This is a genomic window from Candidatus Ozemobacteraceae bacterium (assembly GCA_035373905.1).
In the GTDB taxonomy this organism is placed as follows: domain Bacteria; phylum Muiribacteriota; class Ozemobacteria; order Ozemobacterales; family Ozemobacteraceae; genus MWAR01.
In genome coordinates this window covers 88,483-110,395 of sequence record DAOSOK010000010.1, presented here as the reverse complement: position 1 = coordinate 110,395, position 21,913 = coordinate 88,483, and the positions used below count along the sequence as shown (strand labels likewise).

The 21,913-nt window shown below is 58.5% G+C and carries 19 protein-coding genes; 12 read left to right on the top strand and 7 right to left on the bottom strand.

The window, feature by feature from the left end; all coding sequences use genetic code 11:
• Positions 1–54: 54 nt before the first annotated feature.
• From PLU72_06875 to obgE, 6 genes are read right to left on the bottom strand one after another with little or no spacing between them, the layout of a single operon-like run.
• Positions 55–612, bottom strand: coding sequence for a tetratricopeptide repeat protein (locus PLU72_06875; protein HOT27894.1), 558 nt, complete (start codon positions 610–612; stop codon positions 55–57).
• Positions 609–1,748, bottom strand: a complete 1,140-nt coding sequence (gene tgt / locus PLU72_06870; GenBank protein HOT27893.1) for a tRNA guanosine(34) transglycosylase Tgt — start codon at positions 1,746–1,748, stop codon at positions 609–611. The genes PLU72_06875 and tgt overlap by 4 nt, the downstream gene beginning before the upstream one ends.
• A gap of 15 nt (positions 1,749–1,763) precedes the next feature.
• Positions 1,764–2,786 (bottom strand): tRNA preQ1(34) S-adenosylmethionine ribosyltransferase-isomerase QueA, encoded by a 1,023-nt coding sequence (gene queA / locus PLU72_06865; GenBank protein HOT27892.1) that lies wholly within the window; start codon positions 2,784–2,786, stop codon positions 1,764–1,766.
• 8 nt (positions 2,787–2,794) lie between these two features.
• Positions 2,795–3,901: an LCP family protein gene (locus PLU72_06860; GenBank protein ID HOT27891.1), complete on the bottom strand. Its 1,107-nt coding sequence runs from the start codon at positions 3,899–3,901 to the stop codon at positions 2,795–2,797.
• Positions 3,886–5,037 carry a nicotinate (nicotinamide) nucleotide adenylyltransferase gene (nadD, locus tag PLU72_06855; protein HOT27890.1) on the bottom strand — a complete coding sequence of 384 codons (1,152 nt, stop codon included), beginning with the start codon at positions 5,035–5,037 and terminating at the stop codon, positions 3,886–3,888. Before nadD ends, PLU72_06860 begins: the two co-directional genes overlap by 16 nt.
• A complete protein-coding gene (obgE, locus tag PLU72_06850; protein ID HOT27889.1) occupies positions 5,034–6,317 on the bottom strand; it encodes a GTPase ObgE in 1,284 nt (427 codons plus the stop codon). Before obgE ends, nadD begins: the two co-directional genes overlap by 4 nt.
• Before the next feature lie 175 nt (positions 6,318–6,492).
• Between obgE and PLU72_06845 the strand changes: the two genes are divergently transcribed.
• The 12 genes from PLU72_06845 to PLU72_06790 all read left to right on the top strand — a co-directional run bounded on the left by PLU72_06845 (position 6,493) and on the right by PLU72_06790 (position 21,151).
• The gene (locus PLU72_06845) at positions 6,493–7,599 is read left to right on the top strand and encodes a DegT/DnrJ/EryC1/StrS family aminotransferase (GenBank protein HOT27888.1); all 1,107 of its coding nucleotides are present in this window, start codon (positions 6,493–6,495) and stop codon (positions 7,597–7,599) included.
• A gap of 133 nt (positions 7,600–7,732) precedes the next feature.
• Complete coding sequence (locus PLU72_06840; GenBank protein HOT27887.1) at positions 7,733–9,691, top strand: polysaccharide biosynthesis tyrosine autokinase; 1,959 nt, start codon at positions 7,733–7,735, stop codon at positions 9,689–9,691.
• A 146-nt stretch (positions 9,692–9,837) separates the two neighbouring features.
• Positions 9,838–10,383: an A24 family peptidase gene (locus tag PLU72_06835; protein ID HOT27886.1), complete on the top strand. Its 546-nt coding sequence runs from the start codon at positions 9,838–9,840 to the stop codon at positions 10,381–10,383.
• A gap of 133 nt (positions 10,384–10,516) precedes the next feature.
• Complete coding sequence (locus PLU72_06830; protein HOT27885.1) at positions 10,517–11,740, top strand: response regulator; 1,224 nt, start codon at positions 10,517–10,519, stop codon at positions 11,738–11,740.
• A gap of 6 nt (positions 11,741–11,746) precedes the next feature.
• Entirely contained in the window at positions 11,747–13,117 is a 1,371-nt protein-coding gene (locus PLU72_06825; protein ID HOT27884.1) for a CpaF family protein, read from the top strand.
• Between the two features lie 4 nt (positions 13,118–13,121).
• Complete coding sequence (locus tag PLU72_06820; GenBank protein HOT27883.1) at positions 13,122–14,168, top strand: type II secretion system F family protein; 1,047 nt, start codon at positions 13,122–13,124, stop codon at positions 14,166–14,168.
• Positions 14,169–14,178: 10 nt separating this feature from the next.
• Positions 14,179–15,129 carry a type II secretion system F family protein gene (locus PLU72_06815; protein HOT27882.1) on the top strand — a complete coding sequence of 317 codons (951 nt, stop codon included), beginning with the start codon at positions 14,179–14,181 and terminating at the stop codon, positions 15,127–15,129.
• 35 nt (positions 15,130–15,164) lie between these two features.
• On the top strand, positions 15,165–15,521 hold the full coding sequence (locus PLU72_06810) for a DUF192 domain-containing protein (protein HOT27881.1): 357 nt from the start codon (positions 15,165–15,167) through the stop codon (positions 15,519–15,521).
• A gap of 96 nt (positions 15,522–15,617) precedes the next feature.
• Positions 15,618–16,736, top strand: a complete 1,119-nt coding sequence (locus tag PLU72_06805; protein ID HOT27880.1) for a hypothetical protein — start codon at positions 15,618–15,620, stop codon at positions 16,734–16,736.
• A 616-nt stretch (positions 16,737–17,352) separates the two neighbouring features.
• On the top strand, positions 17,353–17,820 hold the full coding sequence (locus PLU72_06800) for a TadE/TadG family type IV pilus assembly protein (GenBank protein ID HOT27879.1): 468 nt from the start codon (positions 17,353–17,355) through the stop codon (positions 17,818–17,820).
• A 122-nt stretch (positions 17,821–17,942) separates the two neighbouring features.
• Complete coding sequence (locus PLU72_06795) at positions 17,943–18,377, top strand: TadE/TadG family type IV pilus assembly protein (protein ID HOT27878.1); 435 nt, start codon at positions 17,943–17,945, stop codon at positions 18,375–18,377.
• Between the two features lie 107 nt (positions 18,378–18,484).
• On the top strand, positions 18,485–21,151 hold the full coding sequence (locus PLU72_06790; GenBank protein HOT27877.1) for a hypothetical protein: 2,667 nt from the start codon (positions 18,485–18,487) through the stop codon (positions 21,149–21,151).
• A gap of 267 nt (positions 21,152–21,418) precedes the next feature.
• Here the strand turns inward: PLU72_06790 and PLU72_06785 are convergent, their stop codons facing one another.
• Positions 21,419–21,799 (bottom strand): RidA family protein, encoded by a 381-nt coding sequence (locus tag PLU72_06785; GenBank protein ID HOT27876.1) that lies wholly within the window; start codon positions 21,797–21,799, stop codon positions 21,419–21,421.
• Between the last annotated feature and the right edge of the window lie 114 nt (positions 21,800–21,913).

Sequence of the window (21,913 nt, the reverse complement as noted above, 5' to 3'; positions counted from 1 at the left end):
ACGAATCCCGCGGGGAAAGCCCCGCGGGATTCGTTTTTGAGCGTCTTTCTTTCTTCAACTTTCCGCGAGGAGATCGTCGGCATACATCGCGGCGTCGCTGTCGGGGTAGCGGGTCTTGATGATATCGACGTGGCGGCGCACCTGGTCCATGCGACCGGCCTGTTTAGCGATGAGGGCGAGGTTGTAATGCGCGTTGTCGGCGAGATCGCTGTCGGGAAACTTCTCGATCATTTCGAGAAAGATCCTTTCGGCGTCGTCCATCTTCTTCTCTTTCAACGCCGATTTGCCGCGAAAGTAGCACTCGTCGGCGGTTTCGCCGGTGATCTGGCCCATCTGCCGCAGGAGTTCGGTCTTTTCGTCCTCGGCGAAGTAGGCGGCATCGCTCTCCGGATAATGGACCAGGAGGTAGTCCAGCCATTCGAGCGCCTTGACCGGGTGGTCGCGGCGCATATAGATCTTGGCGATATTATAGCATGCATTATCCGCAAGATCGCTCGTCGGGTGTTCCTTGAGGAAGTCCCGGAACAGGTCTTCGGCGATGTCGAGGTCCCCGGACTTGAAGCGATCCATCGCCTCCTTGATTTTTTCCTTTTCGGTCGGCTGGCTGGTCATCGTTTTTCCTCCCTGGCCATGTATTTTGCGAAAAACTCGCTTTTGAGCTGCTGGAACGTCCCGTTCGCGAGAGCCGCGCGAATCTTCCCCATAAGGGTAATCATGAACGTGATATTGTGCAAACTCGCCATTCGGAGGGCGAGAATCTCCTTCGCCTTGAAGAGATGGCGCAGGTAGCCGCGGGAAAAGGTCCTACAAGCCTGGCACGCGCATTCCGCGTCGATCGGCTCGTCGGATTTTCGCCAGGCGAGGCCGGTCAGGTCGATGCGCCCCGTCGGGGTGAACACAGCCCCGTGGCGGGCGATGCGGGTCGGCATGACACAGTCGAACATGTCGATCCCGCGTTCGACGCCGAACAACAGGTCTTCGGGGCTGCCGACGCCCATAAGATAGCGAGGCAGATATTTCGGCATGTGCGGCATCATCCCGTCGAGCGTGTCGATCATCAGCGGCTTGGGCTCTCCCACCGACAGGCCTCCCACGGCAAGACCGTCGAAACCGATCTCGGCGGTCCGTTCGATCGACTCTTTTCGGAGATTCAGGAAGGTCGAGCCCTGAACGATGCCGAACAGGGCCTGGCCGTCGCGCCCTTCGGGATGATCGGTGCGGCACCGCTTCGCCCATCGCGCCGAGCGTTCCATCGCCTCGCGCGCGAGCGCCTCGTCGGCCGGCCAGGGGCAGCACTCGTCGAACACCATCATGATCTCGGCCCCGATCGAACGCTGGATCCGCATCGACTCCTCGGGCGTCAGCCACAGCTTCGCGCCATCGAGGTGCGACGAGAAATGCACACCTTCGTCGGTGATCTTGTTCAGCTTTTTCAGCGAGAACACCTGGAAGCCGCCCGAGTCCGTCAGCATGGGCCTGTCCCACTTCATGAACCGGTGAAGGCCGCCGAAATGGTCCAAGATCTCGGTGCCGGGGCGGAGCCAGAGATGGTAGGTGTTGCCGAGAATGATCGTCGCGCCCGCCGTGCAAACTTCTTCCGGGGAAAGGGTTTTCACGGAACCGCATGTTCCGACGGGCATGAACACCGGAGTCGGAATGTCCCCCCGGCGCGTCCTGATGCGCCCCACCCTCCCCCAGCATTCGGATGACTCGGATTCGATCGAAAATTCGAAAAATCGCTCGCTCATGGTGTCTGATCCGCCTTAGATGATTGCCATCGCATCGCCGAAACTGAAGAACCGGTAGCGCCGGGCGATAGCGTCCCGGTAGAGGTCGAGAATGCGCTCGCGCCCGCAGAAGGCCGCGACAAGCATGATGAGGCTCGAGCGCGGCAGATGAAAGTTCGTGATCAGGTGATCAACCGCCTTGAAGGTATAGCCGGGCGTGATGAAGCACGCCGTTTCCTGCGGCCCCGTGCGCAAGCGCCCGTCATCGCCCATCGCGGATTCCAGGGACCTGACCGAGGTGGTTCCGCACGCCCAGACGGAGCCGCCGGACGCACGGACCGACGCGTGCAGCTCCGAAAGCCCGGGGCTTATATAATATCTCTCACTATGCATAACGTGCTGATCCGTGTCGTCCGCCTCGACGGGTTTGAAGGTGCCGAGGCCCACGTGGAGGACGGTCTCCCCGATCAGCACGCCGCGGGCGCGAAGATCGTCCATCAACCTGGCGTCGAAGTGAAGCCCGGCGGTCGGCGCGGCGATCGAGCCTTCCTCGGTCGCGAACACCGTCTGATAGCGTTCTGGGGCGCTGTCCCTCGACGTGATATAGGGCGGAAGGGGCATTTCGCCGTGCTCGCGAAAGACGGCGACGACGTCCCGGCAGTGGCCGGCCCGGAGCACACGCAGTCCCGATTCCAGAACGTCTTCGACGGTCATCGTGACGCCGCCGGGAACCGCATGACAGGCGCCGACCTTGAATCGCCGCCCGGGCCGGACCATCGCCTCGCACCGCCCGTCGCCAAGGTCGCGCACGAGGAGGATCTCGGCGGGCTTCGTTCCCGGGGGGGGGCAGGTGAACAGCCTGGCCGGAATGACGCGGGACCGGTTCACGACGAGCAGGTCCCCCGGCGGAATAAGGTTGAGAATGTCTCGGAACGACAGATGGTCGACGGTCTCCGCGGAACGATCGTAGACGAGAAGCCGCGAAGCCGTCCGTTCGGGGGCGGGGGTCTGGGCGATCAGTTCGGAGGGGAGTTCGAAATCGAACAGCGACGTCTTCATCGTGTTTCTCAGCGGGGTTGGGATGCGGTCTGTTCCGGCGGGGGCGGTGCGGAGGCCGTCGTCACCGGCGCAGCCTGGCTCGCAACTCCCCGCGTCGCGAAGGGCGCCTCCAGATCGAGCAGGGAAAGGGTCGCGAAGTGCCTGGCGCCGATCGCGACCGCCTCTTCCTTGAACGGAAGATAGTAGCTGATCTTGTCGATATACCGGGCGTCTCCCGGCAGGGACATCGTCTGGATCGAGATCGGACCGTCCTTGAGGGCGAGCGCCAAGTCGAGCATCTCGGCGATGCGCAAGTCGGTGCTGATATGTCCGTAGGCCTCCTGGATCAGCTGCGGAAGCCTCACGACGATGGATGGGCTTTTGAGCTTTTCGAGCACGGCGCTGATGAAGCGCTGCTGGCGCTTGATGCGGCCGAGGTCGGCGGCCGCGTCGGCCCGGAACCGCACGTATTCGAGGGCTTTCTTCCCGTTGAGGTGCGTCTGGCCCGGGTTGAAATGAATGTGGACATTTCCCCAGTTGTCGTCGTAGTGCATGGACTGCTCGATCAACAGGTCGATGCCCCCAAGCAGGTCGATGGTGTTGGTGAACCCGGCGAAATCGACCATGACGTACCGGTCGATCGTGATGTCGAGCAGTTCTTCGATCATGCCGCGGAGGGCGAGTTCGCCATGGCGGGCATACATCTCGTTGATCTTGTGTGCCGTTCCGTTGATGAGCGCCCGGGTATCGCGGGGGACGGAAAGGACCGTCACACGCCGGTCGTGGGGGTCGATGCCGACCACCAGGATCGTGTCGGTCCGGTGCGTTCCTTCGACCGAATCGATGCCGAGACACAGGATGTTCATGCGCGACAACCGAGAAATCCCGGCCGGTTCGGAGATGCTTTCTCCGCCCGACACTCCGGCGCGCTCGGCGATCTCTCCCGTCGGCACGCGAATGAAGAACCATCTCTGCATCCAGCCGGCGAAAAAGAGCACATTCAATAGAATGAACAATATTTCGAGAACGGTCCAGATGCGCCTTCCGCCCCGATGCTCGGGAAGCGGCCGCCCCTCCGCCTCCCCCTCGGGAACCGGAGCAAGCTCCTGCGTCGGCGGCGTCATTCCAGGTTCCATGCGCACCCTACGGCGAGAGCCGGCTCGAGATGACTCCTGCGGCGTTCTTCGCGGTCGGCGCATACGCGCTTGAGCGCCACGACGCTCCTCCAGCGTTGCTCGATCGGCAGGTCCGAGGTACGGATGCGGTCGCGCTCCGGTTCACCCCGTGAGGGGTCGAGGGCGTCGGCCATGACGAGGGCCCGCGTCAGGGGCGCATGAGCCGGCCTGGGGAACGTGTGCCATCGGACAGCCCGGCAGAGCGCCGGCGGCGGAGGGGGATCGAGCGTTTCGAGGAACGCCGCCGCCGCGGCCCCGTGCGCCAGCATCGGAACCTTCTTTTCGAGCGCTCCGAGGCGGATACCGCCGCGCTCAACCGTCGCATAAATCTCGGACGGCCCGGCCCCGCGAAACAGGTCGTGCGCCAGCCCTGCGAGCAGTCCGAGTCTCGCGTCGAGACCGAACTCGCAGGCGTATTCCGCGGCAAGGCGGGCGACGCTCTCGACATGCGTCCGCAATCCCGCCGGAAGCGCGGCGGCCCGGGCAGATATTATATCATGCCATATACCATGAGGGCCATTCCAGCAGCCATAATACCCCCGTTCCACGATCTGGGCCATGACGGCAGGCGGCACCGGGAGGCGCGTCAGGCGCCCCCGGGCGATCTCGTTCCTGACGGATCTCGACGAAGCGGGGTCGGGGTCGAGGGGAACCCAACCGCTCCGTCCGTTCGGAAGAGGCAGATCGGCGCCGACTCCCGGTCGGACGACGACGGCCAAACCGATCTCGCCGACCAACTCTTCAGCGGACTTCCAGCCCGGCAGATCACGAAGAGAGTCCGCCCCGATCACCAGCATGAACTCGTATCCGGCATGGCGTTCCCGCAGGGCGCGCACGGTCCGGATGGTATAGGACAGGCCTCCCAGATCGCGCTCGACGTCGCAGATCCGGAGGCCGTGCCGGCCGCGGATGGCCGTTTCCACCAGGGAACGTCTCGCCTCGTACGGCAGAAGATCGCGATCTTCCTTGTGAACGGGCCGGTGAACGGGAACGAACCAGACCTCGTCGAGGCCGCATGCGTCGCGCGCCGCCTCGGCGATCCTCACGTGGTGACGATGAACCGGATTGAAGCTGCCCCCGAAGAGGCCGATCTTCATGAAAAGAACTCCCTGAGGGCGAACTCCATTTCCCCGATGGCGACGGTGTCTTCTTTGTCCGCATCGATGCGAGCCAGTTCGTCCGTGAGTCCCATTTTCTGGATTTTCTTGCGGAAGCGGGCAACCCCTTCGTCGCTGGTGAAATCGGTCATCGCGACGAGACGTTCGATCTCGGCGCCCTTCACCACCCAGTAGCCCTTCTCGACCTCTTCGACCTGGAACGGGGGCAGGTAGGCAAACACCTTTTCGCCGACGGCGGGGGCCATCGTCTCCTGGACCGGCAGGTTCGCGAGTTCGGCACAGATCCGCTCGGCCAGTTCCTTGGTGCCTTCCTTCGTCGCGCCTGAAAGGGGGAACGCCGGGAGCTTGCGCTTTTTCAGGGCTTTCTCGAACTTTTTCCAGGCATCGCGCGCCTCGGGAAGATCCATTTTGTTGCCCACGACCAGCATCGGTCGTTCGAGCAGCGTCGAATCGAACTCGCCAAGTTCGCGCATGATCACGTCAAAGGTAGCGAGCGGCTCATCCGGGTCGATCTCGGAGAGATCGACGAGATGCACCAGCAGCCGGGTCCGTTCGATGTGTTTCAGGAACTGGATGCCGAGGCCCGCACCCATGTGGGCGCCTTCGATCAGCCCGGGCAGGTCGGCGACGCAGAACGCCGGCAGGCCGTCGGGCTTGACGATTCCGAGGTGCGGAACAAGCGTGGTGAAGGGGTAATCCGCAACTTTGGGCCTCGCGTTGCTGATCGCGCGCAGCAGGGTCGACTTTCCCGCATTGGGAAGACCGACCAGACCGACGTCGGCGAGCAGTTTCAGTTCGAGACGGAGGTGTTTCTTTTCGCCGGGTTCGCCTTTTTCGGCAATGCGCGGGGCGCGCCTGACCGAACTTGCAAATCGGGCGTTGCCTTTGCCGCCGCGGCCGCCACGCGCCGCGACGAAGCGGGCGCCGGCGCTCGCGAGATCAGCAAGCAGTTCGCCGGTTTCGGCATCGTACACAAGCGTTCCGACGGGAACCCGGATCGTCTCGTCGAGGGCATCGGAACCGATCATGTCTTTGGGGCCGCCCTTTTCGCCGGGCCTGGCGCGATAGATCCGCTGGTAGCTCAACTCATACAGCGTGTTCAGGTCGCGCGTGGCAACCATGACGACGTCCCCGCCCCGTCCGCCGTCGCCGCCCGAAGGGCCGCCGAAGGGAACGAACTTTTCGCGGCGGAAGGCAATCATGCCGTCGCCGCCTTTTCCGGATTCAACTTCAATTACGAGTTCATCAACGAATTTCACCCGGCGATTATACCACAAAACCCATCGTCGCGCACTGCCGGCGACGACGGGGGATACTGATTTTTTTCCGGGAATCGCGCAAAGCGGCATTGACGCGATCCCCGTCATGTGATAGTTTTCACGCGCTGTTCTCGATTCGAATTCACCGCGCAGAAGCCGGAGGAGAAACACGTCAATGAAGGTCCCGCTGTTGGATCTCAAGCCTCAATACGCCCAGATCAAGGACAAGGTCGTTCCCGAAGTGCTGTCCATCATGGAAAGCCAGGGATTCATCCTCGGCCCCCGCGTGGAAAAGATGGAGCAGGAGCTCGCCGCCTACACCGGCGCGAAATACGCCGTCGGCGTCTCATCAGGCACCGATGCGCTTCTGCTGTCACTCATGGCGCTGGGCATCGGCACCGGCGATGAAGTCATCACGACGCCGTACAGCTTTTTCGCGACCGCCGGTGCGATCGCCCGCGTCGGAGCCCGGGCCGTCTTCGTCGACATCGAGCCCGACACGTACAACATCGATGCGTCGAAGATCGCCGCCGCCATCACGCCGCGCACGAAGGCGATTCTCCCGGTTCACCTGTTCGGCCAGTGCGCCGACATGGACGCGATCATGAGCGTCGCCCGCCAGCACAAGCTGCCGGTCATCGAGGACGCCTGCCAGTCGATCGGCTCCAGCTTCAATGACAAGCAGGCGGGAACCATCGGGGATTTCGGCTGTTTCAGCTTCTTCCCGAGCAAGAATCTCGGCTGTTTCGGCGACGGCGGCCTTGTCACGACCAACGACGAGCAGCTGTACCAGCATGTCAAGAAGCTGCGCGTGCACGGCGGCGAGCGCCAGTATCACCACCTGGAAGTCGGCATCAACGGCCGTCTCGACGCCCTTCAGGCAGCCGTCATCTCGGTCAAGCTGCCTCACCTTGCCGCCTGGACCGAAGGCCGAAGAAAGAATGCCGCCCGCTATAACGAACTGCTCGCCGGCAACAAGACCGTCCGCACCCCGGTCGCCAAGCCGGGCCGCTACCATATCTACAATCAGTATGTCATCAGCGTCGAGCGACGCGACGAGCTGAAGCAGTTCCTCACCGAGAAAGAAATCGGCTGCGCCGTGTATTACCCGCTCAGCCTCCACGAGCAGGAGTGCTTCAAATCGCTCGGCTACAAACACGGCGACTTCCCCAACTCGGAAGCGGCAGCACAGCACACCCTCGCGCTTCCCGTGTATTCGGAGCTTCCAGACGGAGCGGTCGAGTATGTCGCATCCGCGATAAACGAGTTCACGAAGCGCTGATCCAACGCCATCACGTTCGGGGGCACGGTTTTCGACCGTGCCCCTTCGATTTGCGGTCGGATTTGCCGATGTTTCCTGAGACTCCGGTATGCGCGACGTGCCGGGGCAGGATTCGTGCTTAGGAGGCAAAACAATGGCGCAGGAGAACCTGTTCGAAGGCATCCTCCGCAGCCTCGACCGACATCGGGGAGCGGCCGTCATGATCGTGGCCGCGACGCTACTCGTCACGGCGCTCGTCAGCCGCGTCTTCCCGACCGTTTACGAGAGCAAATCCCTTCTCAGAGTCATGACGAGCGAGCTGCGTCCCGGCGACAGCCCGGCCGCGGCGATGAACGGCATCCTGTCTCAGAAGGACGTGATCGGAGAAGTCCTGCAGACCTGTGGTCTCGATCTCGGAAAGTCGGAGCCGCGCTACGCGCCCTTCACGCTGGAAGACGCCGGCCAGGGGCTCGTGAAACTCACCGTTCGCGACCCGAATCCGGCGGAACTGCCCGCGCTCGGCGATGCCGTCATCAAGATGCTTTCCGAGCGGTTCCTCGGGTATTCGAACGAGACGAACCTGTTCGAGATCGAGATGCTCGAAAAAAAGAAGAACGTGCTCAAAGAGAAACTCGAGGAAGCGCGCCGAGGCACGGCGGATGCGCTGCCGTCGCCCCTGTTCGAAAACGAGGCGCTCGCCCTCGACGAGGAGATCCAGCGCGTCGGCACGAAACTGCAGGAGGACAGAAAGCGCCTGCAGACCCTTCCCCGCATTCGCGTCGTCCCGTCGTCACGCACCGACAACGCTTTGGCGGAAGTGCGCGACACGCTCGCGGAGGCTCGCGCGGAACTTGCGCGCCTGCTCGAAACCTATCGCGAGAAGCACCCCAAGGTGGTTGCGGCGAACGAGTTCATCTCCGAACTCCAGGCCCGTCAGCGCAAACTCGCTTCGCAGCGTGACAGAAAAGAACCGAACCCCGAGTATGACACCCTCCAGCAGGAAATCGAGGCAAACACCGCCAAGCTGGAAGAGTTGAAAAAGCGTTGGTTCGAAGCCAACCGCACGCCGCCGGAGCCGACACTGGCGAACCCCTTCGGCGGCCGCGCTCCCGTCCTCGCCTCGTCGGCCAGCACCTCCCGCATCAGGTCACTCGAAACGCTCTACGCCGACGTCACGATGCGGCTTGAAGAGCTGCAGATCAAGCAGTCGACCGCGGTCGGACGGATCCAGGTTCTCCGCAAGGACATCGATGCACCGAAACCGATCGGTCTTTCCCTGCTCCAGCGCGAACTCGCGGCAATGCTGGGCGGAACGCTTCTCGCCGTTTTTCTGCTCTACACGCCGGTTCCGATGAAGGCGGAGTTCGTGGGCGCGCCCACCCCGGTCTTCGTCTCAGCCCCCGGCTACGAGGCCAGGCCGTCCACTCACCTTCTCCAGATGTCTCCGCTCTCGTCGACGCGTCTCGCGCTGCCGGTGCCCGACTCGGTCCATCACGCCAGCTACGACGAGCGGCTGATCGTTCTCAACGAGCCGGATTCGAGGCGGCTCGAGCCGTATCGAACCCTCGTGTCGAACCTCCAGATCGCACTCGCCGACAACGCCACCCGCATCATCCAGGTCTGCTCTTCCCGCTCGGGAATGGGGCGAAGCACGCTGACGGCGAATCTCGCCATTCTGTTCGCCCAGGCGAACTACTCGGTTGTCCTGATCGACGCGAACTTCCGGCGGCCCGTCCTTCACCGCATCTTCGACACCGACAACCACACCGGGCTGAGCACGGCCCTCTGCGGCCAGTCGTCGGCAAACATCGTCAAGCCGACGATGCTCAAGAACCTCGGCCTGATCACGGCCGGCCCGATCCCGCCGCACCCGGTCGAACTTCTGGGCTCGGTTTCGATGATCGAACTGCTGGACACCCTCAAGCGAAGGGTCGAGCTGGTCCTCATCGACACCCCGGCTCTTCTCGAATATCCGGACGCCGGCATTCTCGCCGAGCAGGCGGGCGGTGTCGTGTTTCTGCACCGCGAAGGCGAGCCCGAAGCGGACATCAAGGCAAGCCAGGATTTCCTGAAAAACATCCGAGCCACCGTTCTCGGCTACGTCACGACCTGAATCGTTTTACCTTGCCCTCCACCATGCCGTCCGGCACACGCGGACGGCATGCTTCGTTTTCCACGTGCCATGGTCATCAACCGAAAATGGTTTTACGCAGGCGAAGACCGTGCTAGTATTCAGGCAGCATTCAGGAGAAAACAGCCTTGTTCGAGTTCGCCATTCCCCAGCCTCCGGATCTCTGGATGCGCCTGATCGCACTCGCGGGCGCCGCCGCCGGCATGATCACCGACATGCGTCGGGGCAAGATCTACAACTGGCTGACCTTTCCCATGATTCTGGCCGGCTGGCTGGCAAACGCCTGGTGGTATGGCTGGTCCGGCCTCGGATACAGTTTTCTCGCGACTCTCGTCGGCATCGCGCTGTATATGGGGCCGGCCATGATCGGCGTCATCGGCATGGGGGACGTGAAACTCCTCGGCGGGCTCGCGGCGCTGGCCGGAACGAAGTTCGTCATCGGCACGTTTCTGTATTCCTGCATTCTCGGGATCCCGCATGCAATCATCATCCAGAGGCTGAACTTCGGGAAGGATGCGTTGCCCATGCTGCTGGCGAGCATTCAGAGCGGGGCGTTCCGCGACAAAACGATTCACAACACGGCCGGACAGACCGGATTCAGGTTCTATCTCGGGATAGATATTTTCCTGGGTGCCCTGCTCGCGACGTTCGTGGAACTCCCCCTGCGCTGGTGACCGGCCGTCGACGGTACGAACGGATATTCGCGGGAATTTTTCAAATATCTCGCATTTCCGTTGTCCGGGTGAGACCTCCTGTGATATGTTTCTTGACTTAAACAAGGAGACACCCTCCGCCCGGGAGAAATGAATGGCGCAACGCATCAAGGTGTTCATAGCCGACGACATGATCGAGCTCCGCTCGAACGTGCGCCGCATGCTGAGCACCCTTGACAATGTACGCGTCGTCGGCGAAGCCGGTGACGGCGACGAAGCCCTCAAGTTGATACGAGAGTTGTCGCCGCACGTCGTCCTGATGGACATCAACATGCCGAAACTGGATGGCCTCAAGGCCACGGAAACGCTCACCAAGGAGCGGCCGAACATCCAGGTCATCATCATGTCGATCCAGAGCGAGCAGGAGTATTTCCGCCGGGCGATGAAAGCCGGCGCGAAAGACTTCCTCACGAAGCCCTTTTCCGGAAGCGAGTTGTCGGAAGCGATCCTGAACGTCTTCAATCAGTGGGTGAAGGACACCCCCGATGCGCTTGTAGAAGAGCAAAAGGCGCAGGTCCTGACGTTCTTCTCAACGAAGGGCGGCGTCGGCAAGACCACGCTGGCGACGAACCTCGCGGTAAGCCTGGCCAGACTGGGCAAGCATACGCTCCTGATCGACACGTCGCTTCAGTTCGGCGACGTCGCGATCACGCTGAACCAGAAATGCAACCGAAACATCTACGGCATCATCCAGGACAACAAGGATGAGGTCTCGCCCGAAGACATCGAGAAGAACACGGTTCGCCACCCGAGCGGTCTCGAACTGCTCCTGGCGCCCATCGAGCCGGCATACGCCGAGTCGATCAAGGCCCAGCACATCAAGCAGATTCTCGATCACGTATCGGAGAACTACCAGTTCATCATTTTCGACACCGCACCGCACATCGGCGACCTCGAACTGGCCATCCTCGATCGCACGGATCTCGTGCTGCTCGTGGCGACTCTCGAGATCAGCTCGCTGAAGAACACGAAATTGTGTCTGAAAACCTTTTCCGACATCAAGTTCGACACGAACAAGATCAAGCTGGTCCTCAACAAGGATTTCCCGCACGCCGGCATCGGATGCAAGGATATCGAGGCGGGTCTCGCCATCCCGCTTTTCTCGACCGTTCCGATGGATATGGCGACGGCGCAGCAGGCACTTAACCAAGGTGAACCTTTTGTGGTAAAATCCCCTGACACTCCGTTGGCCAAAACCATAAAAGACATGGCCATGACGATCGCCGGCGTGGAGAGAGAGGCTCCCGCGGAAGAGCAGGAGAGTGTCATCGACAAGTTCAAAAACATCCTACTTCGGGTCTTGAATCAAGGGAGGTAACGTCTGATGGGTGGTTTACTTTCTCGTCTGAATGAGGAAAAGAAGTCCGTAGAAAAATCCGGCATCCTCGAATCTGCGGTAACCCGCGAAATCACCGGTTTTGAGAGGCTCAAGGAAAAGGTTCACACGCGGCTGATCGACGACATGCCCCAGGCGATCATGACCGAGACGAACCAGGAAAAGAAGCGCGGCATGCTCCGCGACCGCATCACCCAGGTCACGACCGAGGAAGGGAGCAAGCTGAACATCTCTCTCTCGCCCCGTGAAATGGAGTCGATGACGCAGGTTCTGCTGGACGACATGATCGGGTTCGGCCCGATCCAGAAGCTGCTCGACGATGACGACATTTCCGAAGTCATGGTCAATGGCCCCTACCAGATTTACTTCGAAAAGAAAGGGAAGCTGACCCTTTCCGAGATCAAGTTCAAGGACAACGATCACGTCATGCGCATCATCGAACGCATCGTCGCGCCGATCGGCCGCCGCATCGACGAATCGGTTCCGTACGTCGACGCGCGTCTTCCCGACGGCTCCCGCGTGAACGCGATCATTCCGCCTCTCGCGCTGAACGGGCCGACGATCACGATTCGAAAGTTCAAGAAGGAAGCCCTCGGAATCGCCGATCTGGTGCGTTTCGGCACACTGACGGACGACATGGCGAAGTTTCTCGAGGCCTGCATCAAGGTTCGCCTCAACTGCGTCGTTTCGGGCGGCACGGGCTCCGGAAAGACGACCACGCTGAACATCCTGAGTTCCTTCATTCCGGAAGACGAGCGCATCATCACGTGCGAAGACGCGGCCGAACTCCAGCTGCGCCAACCGCATGTCGTGCGTCTCGAAACGCGTCCGGCAAATATCGAAGGAAAGGGCGCCGTTCCGATGCGCGAGCTCATCAAGAACACGCTTCGCATGCGCCCCGAGCGGGTCATCGTCGGCGAATGCCGCGGCGGCGAAGCCCTCGACATGCTCCAGGCCATGAACACCGGCCACGACGGCTCTCTGACCACGGGACACGCAAACACGCCTCGCGACATGCTCGCCCGTCTCGAAACGATGGTTCTGATGGCCGGCATGGATCTTCCGGTTCGCGCCATCCGCGAGCAGATCGCCTCGGCCGTTCACCTGATCATCCAGCAGTCCCGTCTCAAGGACGGTTCGCGCAAGATCACGTATCTGACCGAGATCCAGGGCATGGAAGGCGACAAGATCGTCATGCAGGACATCTTCCGGTTCGAGCAGTCAGGTGTCGATGAAAAAGGGAAGATCATCGGCCGCCTGAAGGCAACCGGCATCAGACCGAAATTCGCAACCAAATTCGAAGAAGCTGGAATCCATCTGCCGCCGAACATCTTCACCGACTCCGCCAAAGGATGGTGACGGCGTGCAACTGATTTTCATCGTTGTAGCCGGTTTTACGGCGTTGCTGTTTACCCTCCTGCTGTTTTCCCTGTTCGGTTCGGCCCCCGGGGAAGACGTTCGCGCGCGTATGGAGCAGTATCTCGTCGAATCCGAGATGATTGCCAAGCAGTACACCCCTCCCGACGAAGATGATGAAAAGCGTGACAGAGGCTCGGAAGACGGGGAAGACGATTGGGTCAAAGAAACCCGCGGGGATGAGCAGGGCATAAAAAAACTCCTCGGGAACGTCGGCTTCGTGCTCACGCCGAAAGGCATGGCGGCTCGAATCGCCGATAAGCTCGCAAAAGCCGGCGTTCCGCTGAAAGCCAACGAATTCGTCTCGGTCGTCTTTCTCGCCACGATCATACCGGCGATTTTCGGAACGCTCATCACGCAAAATCCCATTATGGGGCTTGGATTGGGCGTCATCGGATTTTTCGTGCCCAATCTCTGGGTCACGATCATGAAATCCCAGCGCTCCGCCGCGTTCGGGAACCAGATCCAGGACGCGCTGATCATGATCGCGAACGGCCTGAAAGCGGGCTATTCGCTTCTGCAGGCGATGGAAATGGTCGCCCGCGAGGCTCCGCCCCCGATGTCCATCGAGTTGAGGCGGGTCCTGAAAGAAAACAGCCTCGGTCTGAACCTCGAAGACGCCCTTCGCGGACTGAACATGCGCGTCGAGAACGAAGACTGGGATCTCGTCACGACCGTCGTGCTCATTCAGCGCCAGGTCGGCGGCAACCTCGCCGAAATTCTCGACAAAATCGGGGCAACGATCAGGCAGCGCCAGAAAATCAAGGGCGACATCCAGACGAAAACCGCGCAGGCCAAGGTCTCCGGCTTCATCGTCGGTGCGCTCCCCGTCGGCATGGGGCTCATGATTTACATCGTGAATCCCGGCTTCATGACGAAACTGTTCACGTTCAAACAGGGCTGGTACAGAGGCTGGTTCCTGCTTGTCTTCGGCATCATCTGGGAAATCATCGGCATGATGATCATCATGAAGATCGTCGACATCGAAGTGTGAGGAGAGAGACATGAACACCCTGTTTATGATCATCGGTGCCGTCGCCGTCTTCCTCGTCATTCTCCTGCTGTTCCCGTCGGGTTCGCAGTCTGACATCCAGAACCGCCTCGCACAGCTCGACGGCGGCGTGAGCACGAGCGAAGCGGTGGCGATCAAGGACGAGGAGCTGAACAAGCCGTTCGTGGATCGCGTCATCAGGCCATTCCTGGCAAACCTCGCCGGGAAACGCGATCCGAAGGAAATCCGGCAGATCCAGCGCGGCTCGCTCCGCAAAATGCTGGCCCAGGCCGGATATCCGGGCGGTCTGACGGTCGGCGAGTTCATGGTCATTCAGAACCTGTTCCGAGTCATTCTGCCCTCGGTCATGATCGCCTTCGGCTTCGTCGTTCAGATGCAGCCAGGCCAGATAGGACTGTTCGCGTTCGTTGGAATCGGCCTCGGGACACTGCTTCCGCGCATGTATCTCCAGAACAAGATCGCGACCCGCCTGCATGGAATCACCCGCCAGCTCCCGGACGTCCTCGACCTTCTGACCGTTGCGGTCGAAGCAGGACTCGGCTTCGATGCCGCCTGCGACAAGGTCGTCGAGAAGATGCGCGGCCCGATTCCCGACGAATTCAGCCTGACCCTCAGACAGATCCGGATGGGCCAGTCACGGCGTGACGCCTTCAAGGATATGTCTGAACGCGTCAACCACCAGGATCTCTCGGCGTTCGTTTCGGCCATCATCCAGGCGGATCAGCTCGGTGTCTCAATCGGTCAGGTTCTGCGCATCCAGTCCGACCAGCTTCGCGAGAAGCGGCGGCAGCGCGCCGAGGAAGAGGCGGCAAAAGCACCGGTCAAGATGATGATTCCCCTGGTTTTCTTCATTTTCCCGAATGTCGGTATCGTCATCATGGGCCCCGCCGCCTATCAGATCATCGAGGAAATGGGAAAGAGTACCATGAAAACCGGTGAATGAGGTGTTCGCCGGGCCACGTGAGGGATCATCAGCCTTTGTCATCGTATCGTGTCACCAGGGCGAACGGCGAACTGCTGGCCGACCGGGCCAGATATGCCGATACCTTCATCAGCCGTCTGCGAGGTCTGATGTTCACGTCGCCCCTCCAGCCGGGGGAAGGATTGCTGATCGAACCATGCACGTCGATTCACATGATGTTCATGGGGTACCCGATCGATGCGATTTTTCTCGACAAGGACAACCAAGTCGTGGCATGCTATGATGTTTTGGCTCCCTGGTGGGGAGTTTCGGGCTGGCACCGCAACGCGGTAAAAGTGCTGGAACTGCCCGCAGGAGTGCGCGAAAAACAAGGGGTACAAGCCGGTGAGAGGCTCATCATCGAGCCGGCATAGATAACGTCCGACACAGTCCGTTTCCAGATTCGTCATCAAAAGTGAGAAGATTCCATGAACAAGCCATCTGCCCGTCCCGAAAGGAGACCTGAACGCATGTTTTCCGTCCCGCGTCTCTCAACCCGCTTTTTTCTGAGCATCGCCTTCGTCGTTTGTCTGGCCGCCGTCATCCTGACCGGCTGCGACTCCAACCCGGCCGGATCGTCCGCCAGTTCGACCGGCACGACAAACACGGCCTCCACGACCGTCAACATCGCCGGAACCACAACCCTGTACGGACGGTTGCTCGATCTCTCCACCGGTAACCCGATCGTGAGCAGCAATGCGAACGTCGCCGTCCGGTTATATCGTGATGCCGTCCTGGTCGCGAAGCGTGATGCCCAAAACAGCAATTTTTATTCATTTACAGGCATTTCGGGCGGCATTTATTATATCGAAGCCTATGATAAAAGCGGCATCTACGAAAAGAATTATGCCGTCATCAATCTGGCTGCGAATTCCAATGTCGAGCAGAACCTTTCCCTGCGTCCCAAACCGGGCGCTGCTCAGGTGGCTGCATCCTATACCGTCATTGGAAAACTCGTCAGCGCTGCTGACAGCACGCCTGTGATGTTTGCCGACGTTTCTCTCGGTGTAGGCGCCCTCACCACCAGTACCCTGGAAGACGGTTCATTCATTCTGTATGGGGTGTCCGAAGGCCAATACACGGTCACCTTCTCCAAAACCGGATTCACAGACCGGAATGTGGTCATCGTCGCAAGCACCACCAATCTTTTCGTCGGAGGAGTTGCCGCGAACAATGGCACGGTCGCCGACGGCGCCGGCCTGAACGTAGCTGGTAAAAACATAGGAACGATCGCAATCAGTCCCGCTTTCACGTCTACCGGCGCATTGGCGGGTACGATCCGCAATCCGACGACGGACGCTCTCGTCACCAACACAAAGGTCGCCCTGTGGTATAAACCGGATAACAGCGATACCCGCCAGCCGGCGATCATTCACCGCCCCACGACGAATGCCGTCGGGAACGTCTCCATAGTAAACCTGCCAGCCGGCTGGTATGCGATCACTTCTCTGGATACCGTTACCACACCTGTGTATGACAACAACGGCGCGTTGGTGGCATATAGATTCGTCGGAGCAGCCATTTATACCGGGGCGTTCCTCCAGGTCACGCCCCCGAAGACCACTACTCTCCCCTCTGGCGGCCTGTAATTTCCTAAAAGAAAGCCGCCCAGCATAAGCCGGGCGGCTTTCTTTGTGCGCGCCAGGGTGGCACTTCCTGGGAGGTGCAAGCCATCTGTGACCCCGACAAGAGGAATCACGAGCCGAACGGCAAGGATGTTCGTCGCGAGGCTGAACCTGAAGGAAGCCGCGGGCAAAACGCTGGCCCGACACACAGGAAGAGGATACGAGGTGACCATGCGGGATGGGAAGGCTCAACTCTCCAAAGTCCAATACTTGTTCGGAACGCATGGCTGTATATTCGACGGGCAAAAGCGGGAAAGGAAGCGCGCATTACCCGGGAAGGCTGCCAACCGGCCTCAGTGCGAAGAGGTGCGGCGATTGACGTGTATTAACCGCAGGCGGACCGATGCGTCGAGATTCCGAAACCAAACGGCAGAGGAACGCGAACGCTCGGCATCCCCCGCAGAAGTCGGTATCAGACCGCTAACCGAGAATTGGTGAATAAAGAGATTGATATTCCAACTCTCCAGAGACATTATTATCTTAGCCTATGGATTTTCGCAATGATGCCTTTGGCATGATATTTGCGCATATTTACACCGGAGCGTCCTTTGGACACATCTCCACCCAGGAGAAGATCCCTATGAACAGCCGATTGCGAACCGGACAGGCTACGCTCGAACTAGCGCTTGTATTGCCGCTTTTCCTTTTCCTTGTGTTTGCTATTGTCGATTTTGGTCGCATTCTCCATACATGGTCGTGCATCAATCTCCAATGCGTGGAAGCGGCACGTGAAGGCTCGAAGCGACTGAATCAACTGGTTGCACGAAACGTTTTCACCAGCACGACCCATCCTGCTCTTCCACAGGTAGAGGCGGCCTTCGATGCTCATCGATCTCCAGCCATCAATCCGGCCAACTACTGCAATCCTACCATTCCGACCCTTCCCCAACCTGAGTATTCAGGAGTTGGAGATGCATCGCGAGAAATCACAGTCCGTGTCGGATGCCGGATTGAGATGCTCACTCCTTTCATTGGGAATATTTTTCAAGCCATAACCGGCAAACCTGAAGTGATCGTTTGGGCGTCTGCCACCGAGGCAAAGGAATAATGGAAAGCATGTGAGGTATATTTACACCATCATTCAAGCCTTGTAACATATTTGCCGCTGGGCAATTTTTCTGCGGAATTATTCGCCATTCAATTGTCCGGTTCTCGAATGGAGGTTTTAGCATGAGGTATCAGAAGCGAGGTCAGTCCTTTGTTGAATTCGTAATCATATGCCCTCTGGTTATTCTTCTGTTCATTGGGGGGATCGTTGATTTTGGCTTCGCGTTTTACAACATCATCGCCCTTCAGCAAATTGCAAATGCCACGGCAAAATGGGCTGCCGAAAGTAACGGAACGACGGGAAGATCTCCCTCCGAGATCGAAACCTATGCAACCTCAAAAAAACCAGCATGGTGGAACACCTCATTCAAAGTCCAGTCGACCCCTGATGTCACCATGCCAACCGGAGGGAAGGCAGTGAGAGTGACCCTTTCTTACGAATCGCCGTTGTATACTCCATTCTATTCCACGCTCACGACGGGTATTTCCGGCAAACCGGTCATTCCTCTGAGTGTCGCTGCTTTATATCAGAAGCCAGTGGCTGTATTCACGCGTTAATAGGGTCTCCCCCACTCGAGATTCCCCGCCATTTACAATGATTGGAGAGGGCCGAGGAGCCAAGATCACGGTTAAATTGGGATATTTGGAAAAAAGGGGGGAAGAGTATGCTTTATTCAAAAAGAGGTTCGATTCTGGTAATGACTGCGGTAGCCACCGTTTTTCTCATCGGATTAACGGCGCTGGTGACGGATGCGGGGTGGATGTATTATCAGAAGATTCGGCTGGAAACAGCTGTCAATGCCGGCTGGAAAGCTGGTTACGATAAGATGATCGAATTAACTTCCGGTACAAATGCCCCCCTTTCCCAAGGCGGGCAAAACACTGTAAAAGCCAAGATTCTTGATGTCATACGCCAGAATGGATACTCTGATGACCAGTTGGCAAACGTTCAAATAACCATCGATCCAACTAACACGCTGGAAGTGACAGCTTCAGAACCCGTCGGTCTCTTCTTTTCCAGGATTTATGGATATACAACCGCGCGAGTTGCCGCTTCACGTGAAAACGACAGAACGATGAGCGCTTCCATCGTTCCGCTGGCCATTCCCCATGGCGTGGTGAAAGACCTCACCAAAACGACCTATTCGGTCGATTTTTTCGGTCCCGGAGACGCCTTTGCCAGCGGGTCCGAATACATCCTCAAACTCGGAAGCGGGGGTGGAAGCAAGCCGCCAACGACACCAGATGATGTCAAAATGATTCTCGTTCCGATGGACACCGGAGCTCAAACAACCCTTGGGTATGAAAGGGCATACGGGATCGCATTCTGGTGTTTGAAGATTGAGGAGTCAGACCCGGGGTATACACCCGTGTATTGGCTGCTGGGCTATCGGGGCGGATCGTTCTTTCTACCGTATGATGACGCTATTATTTCAAAGCTCACTGATTACGGCGTTAACTACACCATCATCACAGGCCGCGAAAATGTCCAAGCCATATTCGATCAAGTAAATCCCAATACTTTGGAGTTGTACAATCGCCCCAGAATCGCAGTCTATTCGTCCCAGGACAATCCAGACCCTGTTGAAACAGTCCTCCGCGAGGCAAGGATCCCATATGGGACATACAGTAAACCTCCCTCGGTCAATGCAAACGGGTGGACACGTACGGCTTCCTACGATCCGTCCAAAGCCACCCGGATCTACGACGGGGAAATTTTAGCCGGAGCCCTGAATGGATATCACTGGGTTCACCTTCACCATGAAGATTTCACAGGATTCAACGGCGGGTGTTACTACTATGGCTATACGTGTAAAGATTTCTATGACCGTGGCTTGTTAGGTTCCACAACCAGTTCTTCAAGAAGAACCACGTGCAGAAATCGCATGTGCAGCTACTGCCAGAGTAATTTCACCGCATCCACCGGTAGGTGGGCAAGTGGATACACTCCTGAACCAAGTGATACCGTGACCAACTGTCATAACGCGAGAAGACGGTGTACCGAGAAATCTTGTGCGGATGGGACCTTGTGGCGAACAATTTCCTCAATTAAGATTTGTAACCAAACCGACCCCGACAGACCGCAATGTCTCGAATATGCGAATCTGCTGTCGTTCGCAACCGGATTCACAAGCGATCCGGGATCCGAGCCCAAGCCTCAGTATGAAGTATATACGAACGGCGGGAGACCTGTTCCTGACAACGCGGACGGATGGTTCAACAAAGGCACCAACGTTCAAAAGATGAAATGGGAAGTCACGAAAAAGGTTCGTGAGCATGTTCAACTCGGGGGCTTCCTCTTCGCGCAATGCTTTGCTCCTGAAACGCTTGATCTGGCTTTGTGGGAATCAGGTATTCACGCCGGGGAATCTGCGACAACCGCATATGATGAATGTCTCGCCTTCACAGGGATGCATTATAAGACGTTCCCTTGGAGATCCGGTGCTACATGGTTCTCAGATATCAATTCCCGAGATACGTCATCGAAACAGCCGTTCACCCTGTCGGCGCCACTCGATCCGAGATGCCAGAATCATTCTGGAAAACCCGACACGGGAAGCGGTCACACCGCAAGTTTCCTCAGATCCCAGATCAAAAGCTCCGTTACAATATTGGGAACTCAGACATCGAACTCGAACTATGTAAAGTATATTTCAGGAAATTACGCAAGAGGAACGTTTACCTTCCTTGGAGGCCATTATCACCACAATGTCCAAGCTAAACGTCTCGTGCTGAACAATGTTCTACTAGGCTCGTTGGTAACCAAAGAACTTGCAGAAGGAGAGGATACTCCCGTCACGGGAAAACAGAAAAGCAACTACGGTGTCATCGATCCGGACAATACCACCGGGGGCGGAGCCAACGACTACAGAGATCGCTTCGAATACGGCTTCAATCAGCCCCTCCAGATGAACGACCGCATTATCCCCGAACCTGGGAACCAGTCAGGACCAACGGATCAGGCAGTAAGTTTTCGCGTGAATGGAGACGCCACATATCCTCCCAATCGTCGGGTTCTCATCCCCATCACAGACATTCCTCCGGAAGTTCCGATTAATAACACTCATAATGCAACCGCAGCTGCAATTTACGATCTCCAAGGCCAGGATCACCCCAACGGCGCATATCTTCCCTCGCAATATGCGTTCGGTTCTTCGGTTCGCATCATCGGTTTTGCCGTGTTCGAAATTCTCGATCCATCGGAATATACGCGCGCAGGAAGCACTATTTCGGCGGGTGACACGGGAGATCTTGGCAACTATCAGACAGGCCAAGTTCGTGGCCGGTTCGTCGAATATTACATCAAGCCGGGTGACGTCCCCCTGAATTGAGTTATCCCAAGAAGCCAACGCGGAAGATGTTTCTGGCTAACCAAAGGCACTCTCGTCGAAATCGAAATAACCGGACCCTCGGTCTTCCTCAGGCCCTTGCCACATCGGTGTTGGATTCCCTCCATGGGGCTCCAGGTAGGATTTTCACCTCCAATCTGATATGCTCAAACCGAGCGCACGGTGCACATACGAAAAGCCGCCCGGCTTACGCCGGGCGGCTTTTCGTATGTCCCTTTGCAGCGGCACCCTTTGCCGCCTCAATGCCGTTCAGACAAGAGCCACCATCTCGATTTCGACGAGGGAGTCTTTGGGCAGCTTCGAAACCTGAATGCAAGAGCGGACGGGCGGCTCTTTCGGGAAGTGTTTGCCGTAGATCTCGTTGACGGTGGCGAAGTGGGCGAGGTCGACGAGGAAGATGGTGGTTTTGACGACCTTCGTAAAACCGGTACCGGCGGCAGCGAGAACGGCCTCGAGATTTTTCATGACCTGTTCGGTCTGGCCGGTGATGTCGGACGCCTCAATTTTTCCCGAGGCCGGGGCGATCGGGATCTGGCCCGAGGTGAACACGAAGCCGCCCGCCTTGATGGCCTGCGAATACGGCCCGATCGCCGCCGGCGCCTTGTCCGTGGAAACAACCTGTCGTGACATATGCGAATATCTCCTTATCTATCGATGGATTCAAAACAACGAACCACTGAGACACAGAGGCACGGAGAAAATATTTTATCTTTTATAAATAACACGTTTCTCTGTGTCTCTGTG

What these genes read in the sequence shown, in the direction of transcription:
- PLU72_06875 (HOT27894.1), bottom strand. Translation starts at nt 612, where the DNA reads ATGACCAGCCAGCCGACCGAAAAGGAAAAAATCAAGGAGGCGATGGAT.
- tgt (HOT27893.1), bottom strand. Translation starts at nt 1,748, where the DNA reads ATGAGCGAGCGATTTTTCGAATTTTCGATCGAATCCGAGTCATCCGAA.
- queA (HOT27892.1), bottom strand. Translation starts at nt 2,786, where the DNA reads ATGAAGACGTCGCTGTTCGATTTCGAACTCCCCTCCGAACTGATCGCC.
- PLU72_06860 (HOT27891.1), bottom strand. Translation starts at nt 3,901, where the DNA reads ATGGAACCTGGAATGACGCCGCCGACGCAGGAGCTTGCTCCGGTTCCC.
- nadD (HOT27890.1), bottom strand. Translation starts at nt 5,037, where the DNA reads ATGAAGATCGGCCTCTTCGGGGGCAGCTTCAATCCGGTTCATCGTCAC.
- PLU72_06845 (HOT27888.1), top strand. Translation starts at nt 6,493, where the DNA reads ATGAAGGTCCCGCTGTTGGATCTCAAGCCTCAATACGCCCAGATCAAG.
- PLU72_06840 (HOT27887.1), top strand. Translation starts at nt 7,733, where the DNA reads ATGGCGCAGGAGAACCTGTTCGAAGGCATCCTCCGCAGCCTCGACCGA.
- PLU72_06830 (HOT27885.1), top strand. Translation starts at nt 10,517, where the DNA reads ATGGCGCAACGCATCAAGGTGTTCATAGCCGACGACATGATCGAGCTC.
- PLU72_06825 (HOT27884.1), top strand. Translation starts at nt 11,747, where the DNA reads ATGGGTGGTTTACTTTCTCGTCTGAATGAGGAAAAGAAGTCCGTAGAA.
- PLU72_06815 (HOT27882.1), top strand. Translation starts at nt 14,179, where the DNA reads ATGAACACCCTGTTTATGATCATCGGTGCCGTCGCCGTCTTCCTCGTC.
- PLU72_06805 (HOT27880.1), top strand. Translation starts at nt 15,618, where the DNA reads ATGTTTTCCGTCCCGCGTCTCTCAACCCGCTTTTTTCTGAGCATCGCC.
- PLU72_06800 (HOT27879.1), top strand. Translation starts at nt 17,353, where the DNA reads ATGAACAGCCGATTGCGAACCGGACAGGCTACGCTCGAACTAGCGCTT.
- PLU72_06795 (HOT27878.1), top strand. Translation starts at nt 17,943, where the DNA reads ATGAGGTATCAGAAGCGAGGTCAGTCCTTTGTTGAATTCGTAATCATA.
- PLU72_06790 (HOT27877.1), top strand. Translation starts at nt 18,485, where the DNA reads ATGCTTTATTCAAAAAGAGGTTCGATTCTGGTAATGACTGCGGTAGCC.
- PLU72_06785 (HOT27876.1), bottom strand. Translation starts at nt 21,799, where the DNA reads ATGTCACGACAGGTTGTTTCCACGGACAAGGCGCCGGCGGCGATCGGG.